This is a genomic window from Arthrobacter sp. KUASC02, from assembly GCF_059739395.1.
Genome location: NZ_AP046053.1, coordinates 4,709,835 through 4,725,854, shown reverse-complemented (window position 1 = coordinate 4,725,854; position 16,020 = coordinate 4,709,835). Strand labels below are relative to the sequence as shown.

General features: G+C 66.5%; 17 protein-coding genes. 9 read left to right on the top strand and 8 right to left on the bottom strand.

Features of this window, described 5'->3' with window-relative positions; genetic code table 11:
- Window positions 1-98: 98 nt before the first annotated feature.
- A complete protein-coding gene (locus tag AC6JAC_RS21735) occupies window positions 99-365 on the top strand; it encodes a hypothetical protein (protein WP_028270257.1) in 267 nt (88 codons plus the stop codon).
- 138 nt (window positions 366-503) lie between these two features.
- Here the strand turns inward: AC6JAC_RS21735 and AC6JAC_RS21730 are convergent, their stop codons facing one another.
- Window positions 504-1,478 (bottom strand): hypothetical protein, encoded by a 975-nt coding sequence (locus AC6JAC_RS21730; protein ID WP_347893938.1) that lies wholly within the window; start codon window positions 1,476-1,478, stop codon window positions 504-506.
- A 426-nt stretch (window positions 1,479-1,904) separates the two neighbouring features.
- A complete protein-coding gene (locus tag AC6JAC_RS21725; protein WP_028270258.1) occupies window positions 1,905-2,624 on the bottom strand; it encodes a GntR family transcriptional regulator in 720 nt (239 codons plus the stop codon).
- A gap of 106 nt (window positions 2,625-2,730) precedes the next feature.
- Here AC6JAC_RS21725 and AC6JAC_RS21720 point away from each other — a divergent pair, with 106 nt between their 5' ends.
- The 5 genes from AC6JAC_RS21720 to AC6JAC_RS21700 all read left to right on the top strand — a co-directional run bounded on the left by AC6JAC_RS21720 (window position 2,731) and on the right by AC6JAC_RS21700 (window position 8,908).
- Window positions 2,731-3,489: a LamB/YcsF family protein gene (locus AC6JAC_RS21720; protein ID WP_028270259.1), complete on the top strand. Its 759-nt coding sequence runs from the start codon at window positions 2,731-2,733 to the stop codon at window positions 3,487-3,489.
- A gap of 44 nt (window positions 3,490-3,533) precedes the next feature.
- A complete protein-coding gene (locus AC6JAC_RS21715; RefSeq protein WP_347893940.1) occupies window positions 3,534-4,871 on the top strand; it encodes an MFS transporter in 1,338 nt (445 codons plus the stop codon).
- A 48-nt stretch (window positions 4,872-4,919) separates the two neighbouring features.
- Complete coding sequence (locus AC6JAC_RS21710) at window positions 4,920-6,659, top strand: 5-oxoprolinase subunit B/C family protein (RefSeq protein WP_497966616.1); 1,740 nt, start codon at window positions 4,920-4,922, stop codon at window positions 6,657-6,659.
- Window positions 6,659-8,425: an acetyl/propionyl/methylcrotonyl-CoA carboxylase subunit alpha gene (locus AC6JAC_RS21705; RefSeq protein ID WP_497966614.1), complete on the top strand. Its 1,767-nt coding sequence runs from the start codon at window positions 6,659-6,661 to the stop codon at window positions 8,423-8,425. Before AC6JAC_RS21710 ends, AC6JAC_RS21705 begins: the two co-directional genes overlap by 1 nt.
- 102 nt (window positions 8,426-8,527) lie before the next feature.
- On the top strand, window positions 8,528-8,908 hold the full coding sequence (locus tag AC6JAC_RS21700; protein ID WP_028270262.1) for a nuclear transport factor 2 family protein: 381 nt from the start codon (window positions 8,528-8,530) through the stop codon (window positions 8,906-8,908).
- Window positions 8,909-8,934: 26 nt separating this feature from the next.
- Here the strand turns inward: AC6JAC_RS21700 and AC6JAC_RS21695 are convergent, their stop codons facing one another.
- Window positions 8,935-9,429 carry a hypothetical protein gene (locus tag AC6JAC_RS21695; RefSeq protein WP_454697274.1) on the bottom strand — a complete coding sequence of 165 codons (495 nt, stop codon included), beginning with the start codon at window positions 9,427-9,429 and terminating at the stop codon, window positions 8,935-8,937.
- Window positions 9,430-9,489: 60 nt separating this feature from the next.
- Entirely contained in the window at window positions 9,490-9,855 is a 366-nt protein-coding gene (locus tag AC6JAC_RS21690; protein WP_347893949.1) for an ArsR/SmtB family transcription factor, read from the bottom strand.
- A gap of 303 nt (window positions 9,856-10,158) precedes the next feature.
- On the opposite strand from AC6JAC_RS21690, the gene AC6JAC_RS21685 reads away from it, so the two are divergent.
- From AC6JAC_RS21685 to AC6JAC_RS21675, 3 genes are read left to right on the top strand one after another with little or no spacing between them, the layout of a single operon-like run.
- Entirely contained in the window at window positions 10,159-10,503 is a 345-nt protein-coding gene (locus AC6JAC_RS21685; RefSeq protein WP_497966611.1) for a YegP family protein, read from the top strand.
- A 5-nt stretch (window positions 10,504-10,508) separates the two neighbouring features.
- Complete coding sequence (locus tag AC6JAC_RS21680) at window positions 10,509-11,216, top strand: PAS and ANTAR domain-containing protein (RefSeq protein WP_028270265.1); 708 nt, start codon at window positions 10,509-10,511, stop codon at window positions 11,214-11,216.
- A 13-nt stretch (window positions 11,217-11,229) separates the two neighbouring features.
- Window positions 11,230-11,844 carry a TetR/AcrR family transcriptional regulator gene (locus AC6JAC_RS21675; protein ID WP_028270266.1) on the top strand — a complete coding sequence of 205 codons (615 nt, stop codon included), beginning with the start codon at window positions 11,230-11,232 and terminating at the stop codon, window positions 11,842-11,844.
- A 4-nt stretch (window positions 11,845-11,848) separates the two neighbouring features.
- Here AC6JAC_RS21675 and AC6JAC_RS21670 read toward each other — a convergent pair whose 3' ends face one another.
- From AC6JAC_RS21670 to AC6JAC_RS21655, 4 genes are all read right to left on the bottom strand, one after another.
- Complete coding sequence (locus AC6JAC_RS21670) at window positions 11,849-12,895, bottom strand: bile acid:sodium symporter family protein (RefSeq protein ID WP_028270267.1); 1,047 nt, start codon at window positions 12,893-12,895, stop codon at window positions 11,849-11,851.
- A gap of 51 nt (window positions 12,896-12,946) precedes the next feature.
- Complete coding sequence (locus tag AC6JAC_RS21665) at window positions 12,947-13,150, bottom strand: YegP family protein (RefSeq protein ID WP_043438031.1); 204 nt, start codon at window positions 13,148-13,150, stop codon at window positions 12,947-12,949.
- 154 nt (window positions 13,151-13,304) lie between these two features.
- Complete coding sequence (locus tag AC6JAC_RS21660; protein WP_497966608.1) at window positions 13,305-14,807, bottom strand: SulP family inorganic anion transporter; 1,503 nt, start codon at window positions 14,805-14,807, stop codon at window positions 13,305-13,307.
- A gap of 6 nt (window positions 14,808-14,813) precedes the next feature.
- Entirely contained in the window at window positions 14,814-15,920 is a 1,107-nt protein-coding gene (locus tag AC6JAC_RS21655) for a GTP pyrophosphokinase (protein ID WP_497966606.1), read from the bottom strand.
- Window positions 15,921-16,020 lie beyond the last annotated feature (100 nt).

Sequence of the window (16,020 nt, the reverse complement as noted above, 5' to 3'; positions counted from 1 at the left end):
CGTTCATTAATCGAACGTAGCGTTCAATTTTAGCCACCAAATATGATCTGGCTCCGGGACACCGTGGTTCCGGGCCCCCAGCAGGAAGGAAAGCGATCATGTCCATCTCAATCGGCCACCGCGCCATTTTCACCGCTTTCGGCCACAGCAGCTCCGCGCTGCGCGCCCATGCACCGTCCAAGCAGGCGCCGTCGCCGGCCCCGACCGCCGAAGCTCCTGTCCCTTTTGAGGGCGGAGAGCTGAAGTGCTCGCCGTGGGAGGGCCTGTACCTTGAGCAGGCACAGCCGCCGGCGGCGACGGGGAACGAATCAGCCATGGGCCGCCAGCTGGACGCATTCCTCGCCAGCCTGATGTACGGCGAGTAAGCCATGTCCGGAACGATTTACGCGCAGGCGGCGGGTGACGCCCCTGCAGCATTGGCCGTGGCTTCTGCGGCGGGCGAGGAATGCGACACGAACAGCTGTTTCTTCTGCACCGGGCCGGAAACGGACTGATTCGACTAGTCAGTGGCCGGCGTCGTAGCGGCCGGCGTCAGGCAGGGTCTGGCGGTCGCGCCGGCGGGCAGCAACGGCACCGACGCCCTGCCCCGCCAGGGCGACGGCCAGAGCCAGCAGCACCGTTGGAAGTGCTCCGCCGTCCGGTCCCAGGGTCGCCGCCAGGATCTGCCGGCTCATCAACAGCATCTCCGCCAGGTCGCCGGCCAGCACGCGAGTCCCCAGCACGTAATTAACCGAGATGAACACGGCGGGAACCAGCCATAGCAGGGCAAGGTTCACGAGCCACACCACCGCCCGGCCCGCGGAACGGAGGCCGCACCACGCCAGGGCGCAGCCGACCACGATGGCGGGAATCCAGCGAGCCGCTGACGGCACCGCAACCGGCACGCCGGTATGCCCCATGAAACCGACCATCCACTCCACCGCCCACGAAGCGAACGGCGCCGCCACAAGCCCCACCCCCAACGCGGCCAGCGCCCGCGACCTGGAGAATAACAAGAAAAGCGCGACGGCGGCCGCGGCGAGGGAGGCGATCGCACCTGCCAGCAACCCGGCGAAGTAGAGGCCGGCCATGGTCCCGCCCGCCAAGCCGCCGTCGAGCACCGTGAACGACTGAACGGTCGCCGTGAACTGGACTGCCAGCAGTCCTGCCGCGGCGCACCACGCCGCCAGCCGCCGTCGGGCGGGGGACCAGAGGCGCAGCGCGAGTCCTGCCGCGGCGCCGCCCACGGTGAGGAGGGAAACGATGGTGGTGAGTTCGTACTGACTTAACGGCAGCAACGAGACCGGCATCTGGTCCGGGGGCACCTCTGAGCCCCAGAGGTTCTGCAACGGCAGCCTCGCGCCGCTTACGAGCCACGGGCCAAGGCCGAGCAATCCTGCCAGGATTCCGATCAGCAACCCCCGGGCCGCATCCCTTCCGGGGCTCCGGCTCGGCTGGTCAGGGACTACCTGGTAGGTTGCCTGATCCGGAAGGCTCACGAGGACTCCTGTCGTTGAGCGGTCGGGGGGCATAAAGTGCCCGGCATCAGCCGGGTTGGCGCCTCTCCAATGTGGTCCGGCGGTACCAGTCGCTGGCCAGCTTCGTGTGTTTGCTGCTGTTGGGGCAATTCCGGTTGCTGCAGTGCGAAGGGGTTTCGTCCTGTGAGGCCCGTGGGCCCTGCTGAGGGTGCCGGACCAACACCACGGCTGATCCGCAGGCGGCGCATACGAGGAAAGATCGCATGCTAGGCGCCGAATCCTGGCCGGGCCGGCGCTCCGTTTCGGCTGAAGATGATCCTGCCGCGAACTTCGAGCGTGCCTTGATGGCCTGTGACTTTCATTCATCCCCCTGAACTAGTCTGCGATTCAGGGTACCGCGCCTGAGCCTGGTTGGGCTGCTCCCGCCCGGGTTGGGCTGCCCCCGTCCTACTCCCCGTGGACTTCGGCCTGCTTCTCTTCGGAGCGGTCCAGGTAGGCCAGCAGCAGTTCGGCTGCCTTCTCGAGCTCGCCGGCCTCCAAGGCCTCGCAGATTTCCTCGTTGTCCTTGAGGTAGCCGCTGTAGAAGTTCGCGTCCATGGTGGCCTTGTGGAAGAACAGCCGCATTTCCGCCAGGACCTGGGACATGATCGTGTTCAGCCTGCGGCTTCCGGCCAGGGCGACGATAGCTCCGTGAAAGTGCTGGTTTGCGGTCCCCAGCCCTTCGTCGTCGTTCGCGGCTGCCGCGACCTTGCCTTCCTCGACCGCAGCCCGGACCGCTGCAACGGCGCCGGGGCTGCCTCCGCCGCGGATCGCGCTCACTTCGATGACCCGGCGGACTGTGTAGACGTCGTGGATATCGCCCGGCTCCAGGCTGGCCACAAAAACGCCCCGGTTGGGGTGCCGGACCACCAGCCGTTCGCTTGCGAGTTCGGCAAAGGCCTCGCGCACGGTGTTGCGGGAGACGCCAAGGTCCTCGGCGATCGTGGACTCGGTGAGCCGCGCCCCCGGCAGCAGGACGCCTTCCGCCAACTGCAGGCGCAGTTCATCCGCCACCCGGTCGGCCACCGAGGGCACAGCGACACGCAGCCGGGCCGCGGCAGTTGACGTTGCTGCAGAGGTTGCGACTGTGCCGGATGCGCTCCGGGTTGCTGCTGCTGAAGTGGCCATACTCCAGAATTTACACGATCGTCACATCGTTGAATCGAAGGATTGTTGAACAATCGCTAAATTTGGTGCATCCTAGTAAGAGCAAACCAATGAGACGAGGATCACAATGGTGTATATGGATCTAAACAGCGACGTCGGCGAGTCCTTCGGCCGCTGGACGCTGGGCGACGACACGGCGATGTTCCAGTCCGTGTCCAGCGCCAACGTGGCCTGCGGTTTCCACGCCGGCGATCCCACGGTCATCCGCCGCACCTGCCGCGAGGCCGTGCAGGCCGGCGTCATGATCGGCGCCCATGTGGGCTACCGTGACCTCTCCGGTTTCGGCCGCCGCTTCGTGGACATCGATCCCCACGAACTGGCTGACGACATCGTCTACCAGATCGGCGCACTCCAGGCGCTGGCCGCCACTGAAGGCGGACGCGTCCGCTACGTTAAGCCGCACGGCGGCCTATACAACGCGATCGTCTCCCACACAGCGCAGGCACGCGCCGTCGTCGACGCCGTCCGATCCATCGATCCCGGACTGCCCATCCTCGGCCTTCCCGGCTCGGAGGTGCTGCGGCTTGCAGAGGCCGCCGGACTCCGCGCTGTTTCCGAAGCCTTTGCCGACCGTGCCTACAATCCCGACGGCACGCTCGTCTCCCGCTCGCTCCCCGGAGCCGTCCTGCATGACCCGGCCCAGGTGGCCGAACACGTCCTGCGCATGGCCGCCGACTCCGCCATCCGCACCGTGGACGGCTCCATCCTGAAAATCAATGCAGACAGCATCTGCGTCCATGGCGATTCCCCCGGGGCAGTGGCCATGGCTATTGCCGTGAAAGCTGCGCTTACTGACGCCGGCATCACTATCAAAGCTTTCGCCTAGAACCGCTTCCAGGCAGCACCCACCGCACACCTGAAGGAAAAATCATGACCACACACCACACGGCCGCCCGCACCGGCCGAAAGATCCCGCCCGGCGCGCTGAAGGCCTACGTCGCCAGCCTCACCGGCACCTCGCTGGAGTACTACGACTTCGCCATCTACTCTGTGGCTTCCGCCCTGGTCTTCCCCAAGATCTTCTTCCCGGGCAATGACGAGTTCGTGGGCCTCCTGCTCTCCTTCTCCGCCTTCGCGGTGGGCTACCTGGCACGGCCCATCGGCGGCGTGATCTTCGGCCGCCTGGGCGACAAGATCGGCCGCAAGCACGTCCTGGTGGTCACGCTCATGCTCATCGGCGTTGCCACCGTGCTTATCGGCCTGCTCCCCGATTACTCCGTGATCGGCGTGGCAGCCCCCACCATCCTGGTGCTCCTGCGCCTGGCCCAGGGCATCGGCGTCGGTGGCGAATGGGGCGGTGCCGTCCTGCTCTCCAGCGAATTCGGTGACGCCAACAAGCGCGGCTTCTGGTCCTCCGCAGCCCAGATCGGCCCGCCCGCCGGCAACCTGATGGCCAACGGCGTCCTGGCGCTCCTCGCCGCAACGCTCAGCACCGAAGCATTCCTCTCCTGGGGCTGGCGCGTGGCCTTCCTCGCCTCCGCGCTGCTGGTAGTCTTCGGCCTGCTCATCCGCCTCAAGCTTGAAGAAACCCCCGTGTTCAAGGCCATCGCAGCCCACGGTGAACAGCCCAAGGCCCCCATCACCGAGGTGTTCCGCAAGGAACCCCGTGCCCTCGTGGCCGCTGCCCTCTCCCGTGTCTGCCCCGACGTCCTCTACGCGCTCTTCACGGTTTTCGTGGCCGTCTACGCCACCAAGGAACTGGGCATGACCACGGGCAATGTCCTCACGGCCATCCTGATCGGCTCGGCCTTCCAGCTGTTCCTCATCCCGCTGGCCGGCGCCCTCACGGACCGGTTCAACCGCCGGATGGTCTACGGTATCGCCGCCGTGGGAACGGCACTGTACATTCCGCTCTTCTTCCTCCTGATCGAGGGCAGGTCCGTGCTGCTGCTGACCGTCGGTGTGGTGATCGGACTGGCGTTCCACGCCTTCATGTACGGCCCCCAGGCCGCGTACATCACCGAGCAGTTCCCGGCCCGCCTGCGCTACGCCGGCAGCTCGCTCGCCTACACCCTGGCCGGCGTCATCGGCGGCGCCGTGGCACCGCTGATCTTTACCGCCCTCTACGCGGCGTCCGGTGACTGGTACCTGATCGCGGCCTACCTGCTGGTGGCCTCCGCAGTCACGGTTGTGGGCCTGGCCCTCGGCCGGAACCCCCAGACCGCCGAAGAAGAGCGCCTCCTGGCGGACGCCGCTGCCCTCGGCTAGGCGGCACGGCAACCTGTACGGCACGGAATCTCTAAGGCATTGGCAACGATGGAAGCGGTAGCAATGGAAACCCTGAGCATGCACAAGGTCCTCTCGGTGCGGCCGGTGGGAACGCGGGCGGTGCTCGCGGAACTCGCCGGAACGCAGGACGTCCTCGCCCTGCAGACCCTGCTCCTGGAATCCCCGCTGCCGGGCCAGGTGGACGTGCTGGCAGCCGCGCAGACCGTGATGGTCCGCGCGGATTCGCCGGCGGCCGCCCGCCGCATGGGCTCGTTCCTGCTGGAACTGGACCTCACGGCTCCGGTCAAACAGGCCGGCGGCCTGGTGTACATCGATACCGTGTACGACGGCGAGGATCTCGCCGAAGTGGGGCGGCTCACCGGCCTCGGAACGGACGGCGTCATCGAAGCCCATTCCGGCCAGGTGTGGACGGTGGCTTTCGCCGGCTTCGCGCCGGGGTTCGGCTACATGGTGGGGGAGAACCAGGTGCTGGAAGTGCCCCGCCGAAGCTCACCGCGCACGGCCGTGCCCGCCGGATCAGTGGCGCTTGCGGGCAACTATTCGGCCGTCTACCCACGCAGGTCCCCGGGCGGCTGGCAGCTGATCGGCCGCACCGGGGCCCGCATGTGGGACCTCAGCCGCTCCGAGCCGGCACTGGCCAGCCCGGGACACCGCGTCCAGTTCCGCGCCGTCCGCGATGTGGTGACCATGGCACCCGAGCCCCTCGCCTCCGCTACAGTCTCCGAGGCGGCAACCGCTGCTGAGGCAGCTTCCGGGCTGCGGATCGTGTCGCCCGGGCTGCAAAGCCTCATCCAGGACCTCGGCCGGCACGGCCACTCCGCGCTGGGAGTCTCCGCCGCCGGAGCCCTGGACCGGGCCTCGCTGCGCCGGGCCAACAGGCTGGTGGGCAACAGCCCCGCGGCCGCAGCCATCGAGAGCGTAGCCGGCGGGCTCAAGGTCCAGGCCGTCGGCGACCAGGTCCTGGCCGTCGCCGGGGCGCCGTCGGCACTGACTATCACGTCGCCGTCGGACGCTGAGTCCGACTCCGAACCCGACCTGCCTGCGCGCCAGCGTTCGGTTCCCATGGCCACACCCTTTGCCCTGCTTGACGGCGAAATCCTGACCCTCGGTGCGCCGGAGGCCGGTTTCCGCAGCTACCTGGCCGTCCGCGGCGGAGTGGCCGCCTCGCCGGTGCTGGGCAGCCGTTCCACAGACACCATGTCCGGCATCGGACCGGCCCCGCTGGCCGCGGGCCAGCTGCTGGCATCCGGCGACGTCACAGACTCCGGCGTCGTGGGCAGTCCCGAACTCCAGCCGGACTTCCCCGGCGAAGGCGTCACGGTGCTGGACATTGTCCTGGGCCCGCGGGCCGACTGGTTCGACGAGGCCGCCCTGGACTCCCTCTGCGGGCAGGATTGGGTGGTGAAGCCGCAGTCCAACCGGGTTGGCATGCGGCTGGACGGAACACCGCTGGAACGCAGCCGGCCGGGTGAACTGCCCAGCGAAGGCACTGTGGCGGGCGCCATCCAGGTGCCGCCCGAAGGCCTCCCCGTGCTGTTCCTGGCCGACCATCCCATCACGGGCGGCTACCCCGTGATCGGCGTGGTGGTTGACCACCAGCTGGACCTGGCCGCCCAGGTGCCGATCGGCGGCAGCATCCGCTTCCGCAGTGTTCCCGAACGGACACCTTCGGCCGAACAAGAATCGCCGGAACAAAAATCGCCGGAACAGAAATCTCCTGAACAGACTGCCCCCGAACAGACGTCCCAAGAAAAAGTGAGTAACTGATGCGCAAGGTCCTGATCGCCAACCGTGGTGAAATCGCCGTCCGGATTGCCCGTGCCTGCGACGACGCCCAGCTGGAATCCGTCGCCGTCTACGCGGACATCGACGCCGATGCCATGCACGTCGGCGCCGCAAGCGAAGCGTTCAGCCTGGACGGCAACTCCCCGGCGGACACGTACCTGAACATCCCCAAGCTGCTCGAGGTGGCTGCCCGGTCGGGAGCTGACGCCGTCCACCCCGGCTACGGCTTCCTGTCCGAGAACGCCGAATTCGCCCAGGCCGTCCTGGATGCCGGACTGGCATGGATCGGCCCCACGCCCGAGGCCATCCGGCAGCTCGGCAACAAGATCACAGCCCGCGAGATCGCCGTCCGCGCCGGGGCGCCGCTGGTGGCCGGCAGCGACGGTCCCGTGGACTCCGCGGCGGAGGCCCGGGCCTTCGCCGAAGAGCACGGCCTGCCCATCGCCATCAAGGCGGCCTTCGGCGGCGGGGGCCGCGGGCTGAAGGTGGTCCGGAACATGGACGAGATCGAGGAATCCTTCGACTCCGCCGTCCGCGAAGCCGTGGCAGCCTTCGGCCGTGGCGAATGCTTCGTGGAACGCTACCTGGACCGCCCGCGCCACGTCGAAGCGCAGGTCCTGGCTGACACGCACGGCAACGTGGTGGTGGTCGGAACCCGCGACTGCTCCCTCCAGCGCCGTCACCAGAAGCTGGTGGAGGAAGCACCCGCACCGTTCCTCAGCGAGGGCCAGCGTCAGCAGATTTACGATGCCGCCAAGGCAGTCTGCCGGGAAGCCGGCTACTCCGGCGCCGGCACGGTGGAATTCCTCGTGGCCGCGGACGGCACCGTCGCGTTCCTCGAGGTGAACACCCGGCTGCAGGTGGAGCACCCCATCACCGAGGAAACCACCGGGATCGATCTCGTCCAGGAACAGTTCCGGATTGCCGCCGGCGAACCCCTGCGCATCACTGCGGACCCTGAGCCCCGCGGCCACTCGTTCGAGTTCCGGCTCAACGCGGAGGACGTGGGGCGCGGCTTCCTGCCCTCACCCGGCACCATCGCGGAATTCCACGGCCCCACCGGCCCCGGCATCCGGCTGGACACCGGCGTCCGCTCCGGGTCCTTCGTGGCGCCGCAGTTCGACTCCCTCCTGGCCAAGCTGATCGTCACCGGCGCGGACCGCCAGCAGGCGCTGCGGCGTGCACGCCGCGCACTCGCCGAGATTGAAATCACCGGCGTGGCCACCGTGCTGCCGTTCCACCGCGCCGTGCTGGAATCGCCGGACTTCACCTCCGAGGACGGGCTGGGCATCCACACCCGCTGGATCGAAACCGACTTCGCGGACCGGATCCCTGCGGATCCCGGCTACAGCACCACCGCGCCCGATGGCGCACGCCGCACCGTCACCGTCGAGGTGGACGGCCGCCGGCTTGCGGTCGGACTGCCGGCTGACCTGCTGGACGGCTGGGCACGCTCAGGCAGCGCCCTCCCCGCCGGAGTCTCCCTGGATTCCGACGGCGGTGCTGCTGACTCCGGTTCGGACGCCGGCACTGATCCCGGTGAGCTGCGCGCAGACATGGCCGGAACCGTAGTCAAGTGGCTCGTGGAGCCGGGCGCCGAAGTGTCGGCGGGGGACGCCGTCGTCGTTCTTGAAGCGATGAAGATGGAAACCCAGGTGACGGCGCACCGCGACGGAACGGTGACGGGCATCCGCGCCGAAGCCGGCGGTGTGGTGACTGCCGGGGCTGTGCTGGCACTGATCGGCTAGGCCCGTCTGGGAGGACCCAAAACGGTGGTGCAGCCGGGGTTTCGGGAGGACAATGCAAGGCATTAGCTAGCCTTAGGACCCGCCAGGAATCGGAGCAACGCTGTGGATGAAACCGGCACCAACGAGAAAGTAGTCAACCGGCTGATCGAATGCATCAACGACCGCCGGATCGAGGTCATGGACGAGCTGTTCCACGACGATGCGGTGATGCACTGGCCGCAATCCGGGGAGATTGTGCGCGGCGCAGAGAACCGCCGGGGAATCTACAACGCCTTCCCGCAGCTGCCCACCATCACGCTGCGCCGGCTGCTCAGCGGCGGGAACCTCGTTACTGCCGAAGCGCTGCTGGATTACGATGGACCGCAGTACGAGACAGTGTTCATCTTCGAATTCCGTGACGGTCGCATTGCCAGGGAAACCGCCTACTGGAGCGAGGCCTTCGAAGCGCCGGAATGGCGTGCCCGGTGGGTGGAGAAGGCCTAGCCCCGCGCCGGTCTTGGCGCCTGCTGCTAGTAGCGCTGGACGTGGATGCCCGCCGCCGCCAGGGCTGCAAGGAACCGTTCCTGGCGGTCTGCTGACCCAAGGCTCAGCAGATATCCCCGCCCTGTGTCGAGCTGGACTGCCGGCCCCGTGTCCTGGATGATTCCCAGCCCGAAGGCTCCGAAGCGCAGCCCGAATCCGTAGCGCAGGCCGTGGATTACTGCCGGAGTTGCCCGTTGGATCGCCGCCACGGGAATCCTGCGGCGGTAGAACGGAAACCACTGCAGTCGCACTTCATTTTCGAGGACTTGGATCCTGGAGAACCCGAATGCCAAGGAGGTGATGAAAACCAGTGCGACTGCAATGGAGGTCGCGCCCAAGGGCTCCGCCTCCAGCGCACCGGTGCTGGAGACCGCCACCAGGATTCCTCCCAGCAGCACCACGGCACCGCCGATGATCGCCCGGGGCAGGCGCCCATAGAACATCCGGCCGGAATCAAAGAGGACGGCGGCGTCCTGAAACATGACATAAGCCTATCCGGGCAGGCGCCCAGGTGCCGTCGGGGGAACGGGCCGACAGAGTCGCTAGCGGACCGCGGATTCCTTTGCAGGCTCATCCAGCGTCATCAGCGTCAGGCGTTGTGACTGCAGGGCCGTGACAAGCAGCGACCGTGCCGAGAGGAGGAGGCCGCTCACCTCGGGGCAGGAGAGTTCGTAGAACAGCCGGCCTTCCTGGCGCGAGGGGACGATCAGGCGCTGGCGGCGCAGCACGCCGAGGTGCTGCGAGAGGTTCGAGGGTTCAAGGCCTGTGTCGTCGCGCAGCCGGCTGACGGCAACAGGGCCGTCGGCAAGCAACTCCAGGACCCGGATCCGCGAAGGGTGGCCCAGAGATTTGAAGAGTTCGGCCTTAACCTCACTCAGGACCACGCCTGCAGGCAATTCGTCCTTCATCGGGCCTCCCTTCCTAACGTCTGCATTGCGGCGGTAACCATAACGCCTGTTCAACGAATACAGCCTACGGCAGACAGAAAGGTCTGTCTGCCGACGGCGCGAATCGGCCCCCGTCGCAGCTATATCGTAGCCCCGGCCGCAAAGGGATGATCGTTGGATTTAGTCCGCGGACAGCCCTTGCGCGGACGGCTTGAGTAGTTCAGACTTTCATGAATTCATCAATTCCCCCGACCGCTACATCGGCCGGTTACACATGGATGGATTCAGGCTGCTTCCGCTGACAACGGCGTCATCGGGAGTGGCATGATCCCGAGTTTCCTGGAGGGCTCAATGGCAGGCATGTTTGAACTTTTCTCCGATGCGGATGCTTCCTTTAGATTTCGGCTGACAGCTCCTGACGGAACAGTTATGGCGCTCTCGAAGCCCTTCCCGGACAAACGGGCCGCCGTGGCCGGGATCGCAGCGGTGCGCGAGTACGCAGGAACGGGCTTCGTCACCGAAGTCCCGGCCCCGAAGCCCCAACCTTCCCGCGGACCGTCCGTAGCTCTTGCCTTTAGGAGCCGGGCAGCCAGCCGCAGGCAGCAGATTCTGGCCCGGTGGCAGCAACCCCTCAAGCCGGGGTCCGTCGCAGATTTTCCTGCGTGGTAAGTTCCATGGCCGCACGGAAAACCCCGCAGGCGCACTCCGGCGCCTTGGCGGCGGGGGATTGCATCGCCGGGACGTTCCGGTTTGACGCGGCAACCGGCAGGCTCGACTGGTCCGAGGAGCTATACCTCATCCACGGCTACGGCCGCGGCGAGATTGTGCCCACCCTGGAACTGTTCCACTCGCACAAGCACCCGGACGACCGGAACCGCAGCAGGGAGATCTTCACACAGGTCCACAACGAGGGCGGCAAATTTTTCAGTTTCGACCGGCTGATCGACGCCCGCCTGCGGGAGCACCGGATCCTGACAACAGGGGAGGGTATCCTCGACCGGGACGCCAGGCTGAGCCACATAGCCGGCTTCGTCGTCGACCTCACCATGACGCTGCGGCGTGAGACCGAACAGTTCGCCCGGGCCGCCGTCTCAGCGGCCAATGCGAGCCGGAGCACCATCGAGCAGGCCAAGGGGATCCTGATGGGGGCCCTGCACATCAGTGCGGAGGATGCCTTCAACCTGCTCGTCAGCCACAGCCAACACAGCAACATCAAGCTGGCCCGGACTGCAGCCGACCTGGTGGACCTGGCCAACAACGCCAAGGACCCCGCACTTCTGGACAGCTTCATCCAGGCCCTCCACCGCGGCCCGTTCCGCCGCCGGCCGGAAACGCTTGGCATCCGGGGGCACCATGGGAGGCGGCAGCAGCGCTCCATGTAAAATTCCTTCTACGATGACTGCCGACGACGCCAACCGTTCCTCGCTGTTGCCCGCCCGGGCAATGGCGGGCCGCGATGACCCAGTGGACCGCATTCTTGCGACCGCCTATGAGCTTTTCTCCCGCCGCGGGATCCGCGATGTGGGGACAAACGAACTCATCAGCCGTTCCGGGGTGGCCAAGGCAACGTTCTACCGGCATTTCCCGTCAAAAGACGCCCTGGTCCTGGCGTTTCTGGCACTCCGGGACCAGGTGTGGACCGTTGACCTCATCGTCTCCGAAGCCCGCCGCCGCGGCAGCACCCCCGAGGAGCGGCTGCTCGCTGTTTTCGATGTGTTCGGCGACTGGTTCCACCGCGATGACTTCGAGGCGTGCACGTTCATCAACGTCCTGCTGGAAATGGGACCCGAGCATCCGCTGGGGAAGGCGAGCATCGGCTACCTCAGCCGGATCCGCGGCCATATCGAGGCCCTGGCCGAGGAGGCCGGGCTGAGCCGGACCGAGGAATTCGCGCGGTCCTGGCACATCCTGATGAAGGGCTCAATCATTTCAGCCACCGAGGGGGACTTCCTGGCGTCGAAACGGGCCCAGCAGATGGCCGGCTGGCTGATCGAGCACCACCGCAACTGAGCGCTTAGGCGTCCTGGGCGGCTGGGACTGCCGCGTCAGCAGCGGTATCGCGCAGCGGGCGGCGGGCCAGCCAGGCGGCCACGATGGCCCCCGAGATGTTGTGCCAGAGTGAAAACACCGCGGACGGCAGCGCCGCCAGGGGGCTGAAGTGGGCCGTTGCCAGCGTGGCGGCCAGGCCGGAATTCTGCATCCCCACTTCAAAAGCCAGTGCGCGGCGGGCCTTGTCGTCCAGGCGGCCGAGCTTCCCGGCCAGGTAACCGAGGCCCAGGCCGAAACCGTTGTGCAGCACAACGGCAAGGAACACGATGCCGCCCGCAGCAACAATCTTGCTGGCGCTGCCGGCCACCACAATCGCCACAATCAGTGAAATTACGACGGCGGACGCCCAGGGAAGCGCCGGCAGCACCTTCGCGACGAGCTTCTTGAGGAACAGGCGCGCCAGGAGTCCCGCAACCACCGGCAGCAGGACGGTCTTGACGATGTCCAGGACCATGGCACCGGCATCGATCTGCAGGAAGGACCCCGCCAGGAACAGGACCAGCAGGGGAGTGACGATCGGAGCGATCAGCGTGGAGACGGACGCGACGGCCACCGACAGTGCCACATCGCCCTTGGCCAGGAAAGCCATCACGTTCGAGGCCGTTCCCGACGGTGCGCAGCCCACCAGGATGAGGCCTACGGCCAGTTCGGGTGGCAGGTTGAGTCCTACGGCAATCAGCCAGCCGGCACCCGGCATGATCACGTAGTGGGCCACGATGCCCAGCACCACGGCCCAGGGGCGCTTGACCACCGAGGCAAAGTCCGGCGGGGTCAGCGTCAGGCCCATGCAGAACATGATGATGCCCAGCAGGTAGGGGACGCTTGGGCCCATGGGCTTGAAGGCGCCGGGCAGCAGGAAGCCGGCAATGCCTGCGGCGACTACCAGCAGCGGGAAAACCGTGACGGCGATCCGGGCAATTTTCGCCTCGGCGGCCAGTGCCGGATTCAGCGGGGCGGCGTCGGCTTCGGGGCCGGCTGCGGAGTTATCGTGGGTTTTTGTTGCCTCAAGCATCCAATAATGCTCACATCCTGGCGCCTATTCCAGCCACTTCATGAACAGACGTCAGACATTTGTGTCGGATTTCGGGCCGCTGTAATCGGCGATGTGCGCCGTGGCTGCGTGCTCGCGGATCTCCGTGACGCCGGAAGCTGCCGCTGCGCTGTCCCGGTAAATGCCCGAGACTGCCAGGATGTTGCCTGCGCCGTTGACGAGCCGGATGCGGACGCCGCCCTGTTCCGCGGCGACGAGTTCGAATTTACCTGCCATGCTGGACCTCCCCCAAGGTGGTGCGCCTGCACGGTAGCCGCAGGCTGCTCCCCTCCAACTGTAGATGACAATTCTTGTCATATGAATTAGACAACGATTTGTGTCGGCAGGGCGGAAGGCCGGCAGCGTTGTGTGGCAGGCGCACGGAACCGCGCTAGTCCGCGGCGTTCAGCTTCCCTGCGAGCCGTTCACGCATCTGGCTGCTGGCGGAGTTGAGGCCGATCAGCTCCACTTCCCTGCCGTGCCTGCGGTACTTCTCGGTGACGGCGTCCAGCACCGCGATGGTGGACGCATCCCACAGGTGGGAGGCATGGAAATCGATGATGACGCGGTCCACCGTGGGTGCGGCATCGCGGGCGTACTCGAACTGCGTGTAGAGGTCGTTGGAGGAGGCGAAGAAGAGCTCCCCGTCGACTGTGTACGTGGCAACGGTGTCTCCGTTGAGTTCGATCTCCGTCCGTTCCACGGTGGCGAAGTGGGCTACGCGCCGGGCAAACATGGCCATGGCCGCCAGCACGCCGACTCCCACGCCGATGGCCAGGTTGTGAGTGGCCACGACGGTGCCCACGGTGATGAGCATGACCGCTGTTTCGGACTTGGGCATCCGCTTAAGTGTCTTCGGGGCGATGGAGTGCCAGTCGAACGTGATGGCGGAGACGAAAATCATCACGGCCACCAGAGCGGCCATCGGGATCAGCCCCACGATGCCACCCAGCGTCACCACCAGGACCAGCAGGAAGACGCCGGCCAGGAACGTGGACACCCTGCTCCGGGCGCCGGAGCCCTTGACGTTGATCATGGTCTGGCCGATCACGGCGCAGCCGCCCATGCCGCCGAGGAATCCGGTGACGATGTTCGCGACGCCCTGGCCCCAGGACTCGCGGGTCTTGTTCGAGCGGGTATCGGTGATGTCGTCCACGAGCTTGGCCGTCATCAGCGATTCCAGCAGGCCCACCAGCGCCATGGACAGCGCGAAGGGTGCGAGGATCTGAAAGGTCTCCAGCGTCAGCGGCACATTGGGAATGAAGAGGGACGGGAGGCTTTCGGGAAGCTGGCCCTTGTCCCGGACGGCTGGAACGTCGAGGTGGGCCAGCACCGCAAACAATGTGAGCGCCACGATGGCCACCAGCGGGGAGGGCACGGCCGTGGTCAGCCGCGGGAGCGCAATAACAATTACCAGCCCGACTGCCACGAGCGGATAGACCAGCCAGGGAACGTTGATCAGCTCGGGCAGCTGCGCCATGAAAACAAGGATGGCCAGGGCGTTGACGAAGCCCACCATCACGGAGCGCGGAATGAAGCGCATGAGCTTGGTGACGCCCAGGAGCGCCAGGAGAATCTGGAAGACCCCCGCCAGGATCACCCCGGCGATCAGGTAGTCCAGGCCGTGGCTCCGCATCAGCGGGGCGATCACCAGCGCAACCGCGCCGGTAGCTGCCGAGATCATGGCGGGCCTGCCGCCCACGAAAGAAATGGTGACGGCCATGGTGAAGGACGCGAACAGCCCGATCCGGGGATCCACGCCGGCAATGACGGAGAAGGCAATGGCCTCGGGGATGAGGGCCAGCGCCACCACCAGCCCGGCTAGGGCTTCGGTTTTGAGGCGGCGCGGGGAGCGGAGCGTGGCCCGGACGGACTGGAGTTGTTCGGGCTTCATGTGTTCCTAGGGCTTGGTCTGGCGATAGCGCTCGATCTGCTTCAGCCTCCGCAGGAGACTGTCGCGCCGGGGGTGCGGAACGACGTCGGGCGCCTCCGCGGTGAGGTCAATGTGTTTGGTGCCGTACTGCCACAGCAGCAGGTCATCCAGCAGCCGGTCCGGGCCGGGGGAGTACCTGTGGTCCAGGGCCTTGCGGACCTCGGTGATCCGGTTCGCGCTGAGCAGCTCTGCCAGCTGCATGGTCTGGTTGAGGCCGTGCGCCGCCATGAGTTCGGCTGCCCAGCCCCAGTCATCATCCACTTTACGGTCAACGTGCGGAAGCAGCGTCCGCCAGACGTCGCGGATCCGGTTGGGTGTGAGCTGGGCTGCGCCTTCACCGTCCGTGTCCCAGTAGCTTCGGACTTCTTCGTACCGTTCGTGCAGGTCCGCGAAGGCGCCTTCCACTGTTTCCAGCATGGCCGCCGTGGCGGTGAACTGGCGGTCGAAATGCGGAGTCCAGGCCCGCGGGTCCTCGGCCTTGAAGCGGATGTCGTGCTCGATCTCGCTCCAGGCATGCGCAAAAACGGTGCGTATCTGGCATTCAAAGAAGTAGCTGCCGTTGGGCTGGATGTCCGGGTTGAACGCCTGCTGGTACTCCTTCACGGCCTCGTTCTGGATTGTCCGCAGGATCAGGTGCCGGCTGGAGTAGCCGTAGGTACCGGATTCGATGGAGCCGATGTCCTTTTCGCGGTCGCCGCGGCAGTCAAAGAGCTGCCGCTGGCGCTTGATCAGGTTGGCCACCACCGCGTTCTCTGCCGGCAGCTTGGTGATGACGCGGACGCCCACCATGTCATTGAGCGTGCGGAACGGGTCCGGGAACTTCAGGACCGGCGGCCCGCCCGGTTCCAACGGTTCCTCCACACGGGAAATCTTCTCCTTGAAGGACTCCACTGTCTTGGTGCGGCCGGTGACGAACAGCGGCGTTACCTCGGTGTCCTTGAGCATGCTCCGCAGCGTCAGCAGGACTTCCCGCGTGACCAGCTTCAGGGCAGGGCGCACCTGTGCATAGAGCTCCACGTTTTCCTGCACGGACTCGCGCAGGCCTGCGTCCAGGCGGTCCCAGTTGGTAGCCATGTTTCCAGCTTACGGGCGGCCTGCGACAGCCAGGCGGGTGACACCCCCGGGGTGTGTGCCGACCACGGCGCCGCGGTGCACGCGGCGAACGGCGCACGGC

Excerpts from the sequence above, each read along its gene's own strand:
- AC6JAC_RS21735 (WP_028270257.1), top strand. The coding sequence starts at position 99 with ATGTCCATCTCAATCGGCCACCGCGCCATTTTCACCGCTTTCGGCCAC.
- AC6JAC_RS21725 (WP_028270258.1), bottom strand. The coding sequence starts at position 2,624 with ATGGCCACTTCAGCAGCAGCAACCCGGAGCGCATCCGGCACAGTCGCA.
- AC6JAC_RS21720 (WP_028270259.1), top strand. The coding sequence starts at position 2,731 with ATGGTGTATATGGATCTAAACAGCGACGTCGGCGAGTCCTTCGGCCGC.
- AC6JAC_RS21715 (WP_347893940.1), top strand. The coding sequence starts at position 3,534 with ATGACCACACACCACACGGCCGCCCGCACCGGCCGAAAGATCCCGCCC.
- AC6JAC_RS21710 (WP_497966616.1), top strand. The coding sequence starts at position 4,920 with ATGGAAGCGGTAGCAATGGAAACCCTGAGCATGCACAAGGTCCTCTCG.
- AC6JAC_RS21705 (WP_497966614.1), top strand. The coding sequence starts at position 6,659 with ATGCGCAAGGTCCTGATCGCCAACCGTGGTGAAATCGCCGTCCGGATT.
- AC6JAC_RS21695 (WP_454697274.1), bottom strand. The coding sequence starts at position 9,429 with ATGTTTCAGGACGCCGCCGTCCTCTTTGATTCCGGCCGGATGTTCTAT.
- AC6JAC_RS21690 (WP_347893949.1), bottom strand. The coding sequence starts at position 9,855 with ATGAAGGACGAATTGCCTGCAGGCGTGGTCCTGAGTGAGGTTAAGGCC.
- AC6JAC_RS21685 (WP_497966611.1), top strand. The coding sequence starts at position 10,159 with ATGATCCCGAGTTTCCTGGAGGGCTCAATGGCAGGCATGTTTGAACTT.
- AC6JAC_RS21680 (WP_028270265.1), top strand. The coding sequence starts at position 10,509 with ATGGCCGCACGGAAAACCCCGCAGGCGCACTCCGGCGCCTTGGCGGCG.
- AC6JAC_RS21675 (WP_028270266.1), top strand. The coding sequence starts at position 11,230 with ATGACTGCCGACGACGCCAACCGTTCCTCGCTGTTGCCCGCCCGGGCA.
- AC6JAC_RS21670 (WP_028270267.1), bottom strand. The coding sequence starts at position 12,895 with ATGCTTGAGGCAACAAAAACCCACGATAACTCCGCAGCCGGCCCCGAA.
- AC6JAC_RS21665 (WP_043438031.1), bottom strand. The coding sequence starts at position 13,150 with ATGGCAGGTAAATTCGAACTCGTCGCCGCGGAACAGGGCGGCGTCCGC.
- AC6JAC_RS21660 (WP_497966608.1), bottom strand. The coding sequence starts at position 14,807 with ATGAAGCCCGAACAACTCCAGTCCGTCCGGGCCACGCTCCGCTCCCCG.
- AC6JAC_RS21655 (WP_497966606.1), bottom strand. The coding sequence starts at position 15,920 with ATGGCTACCAACTGGGACCGCCTGGACGCAGGCCTGCGCGAGTCCGTG.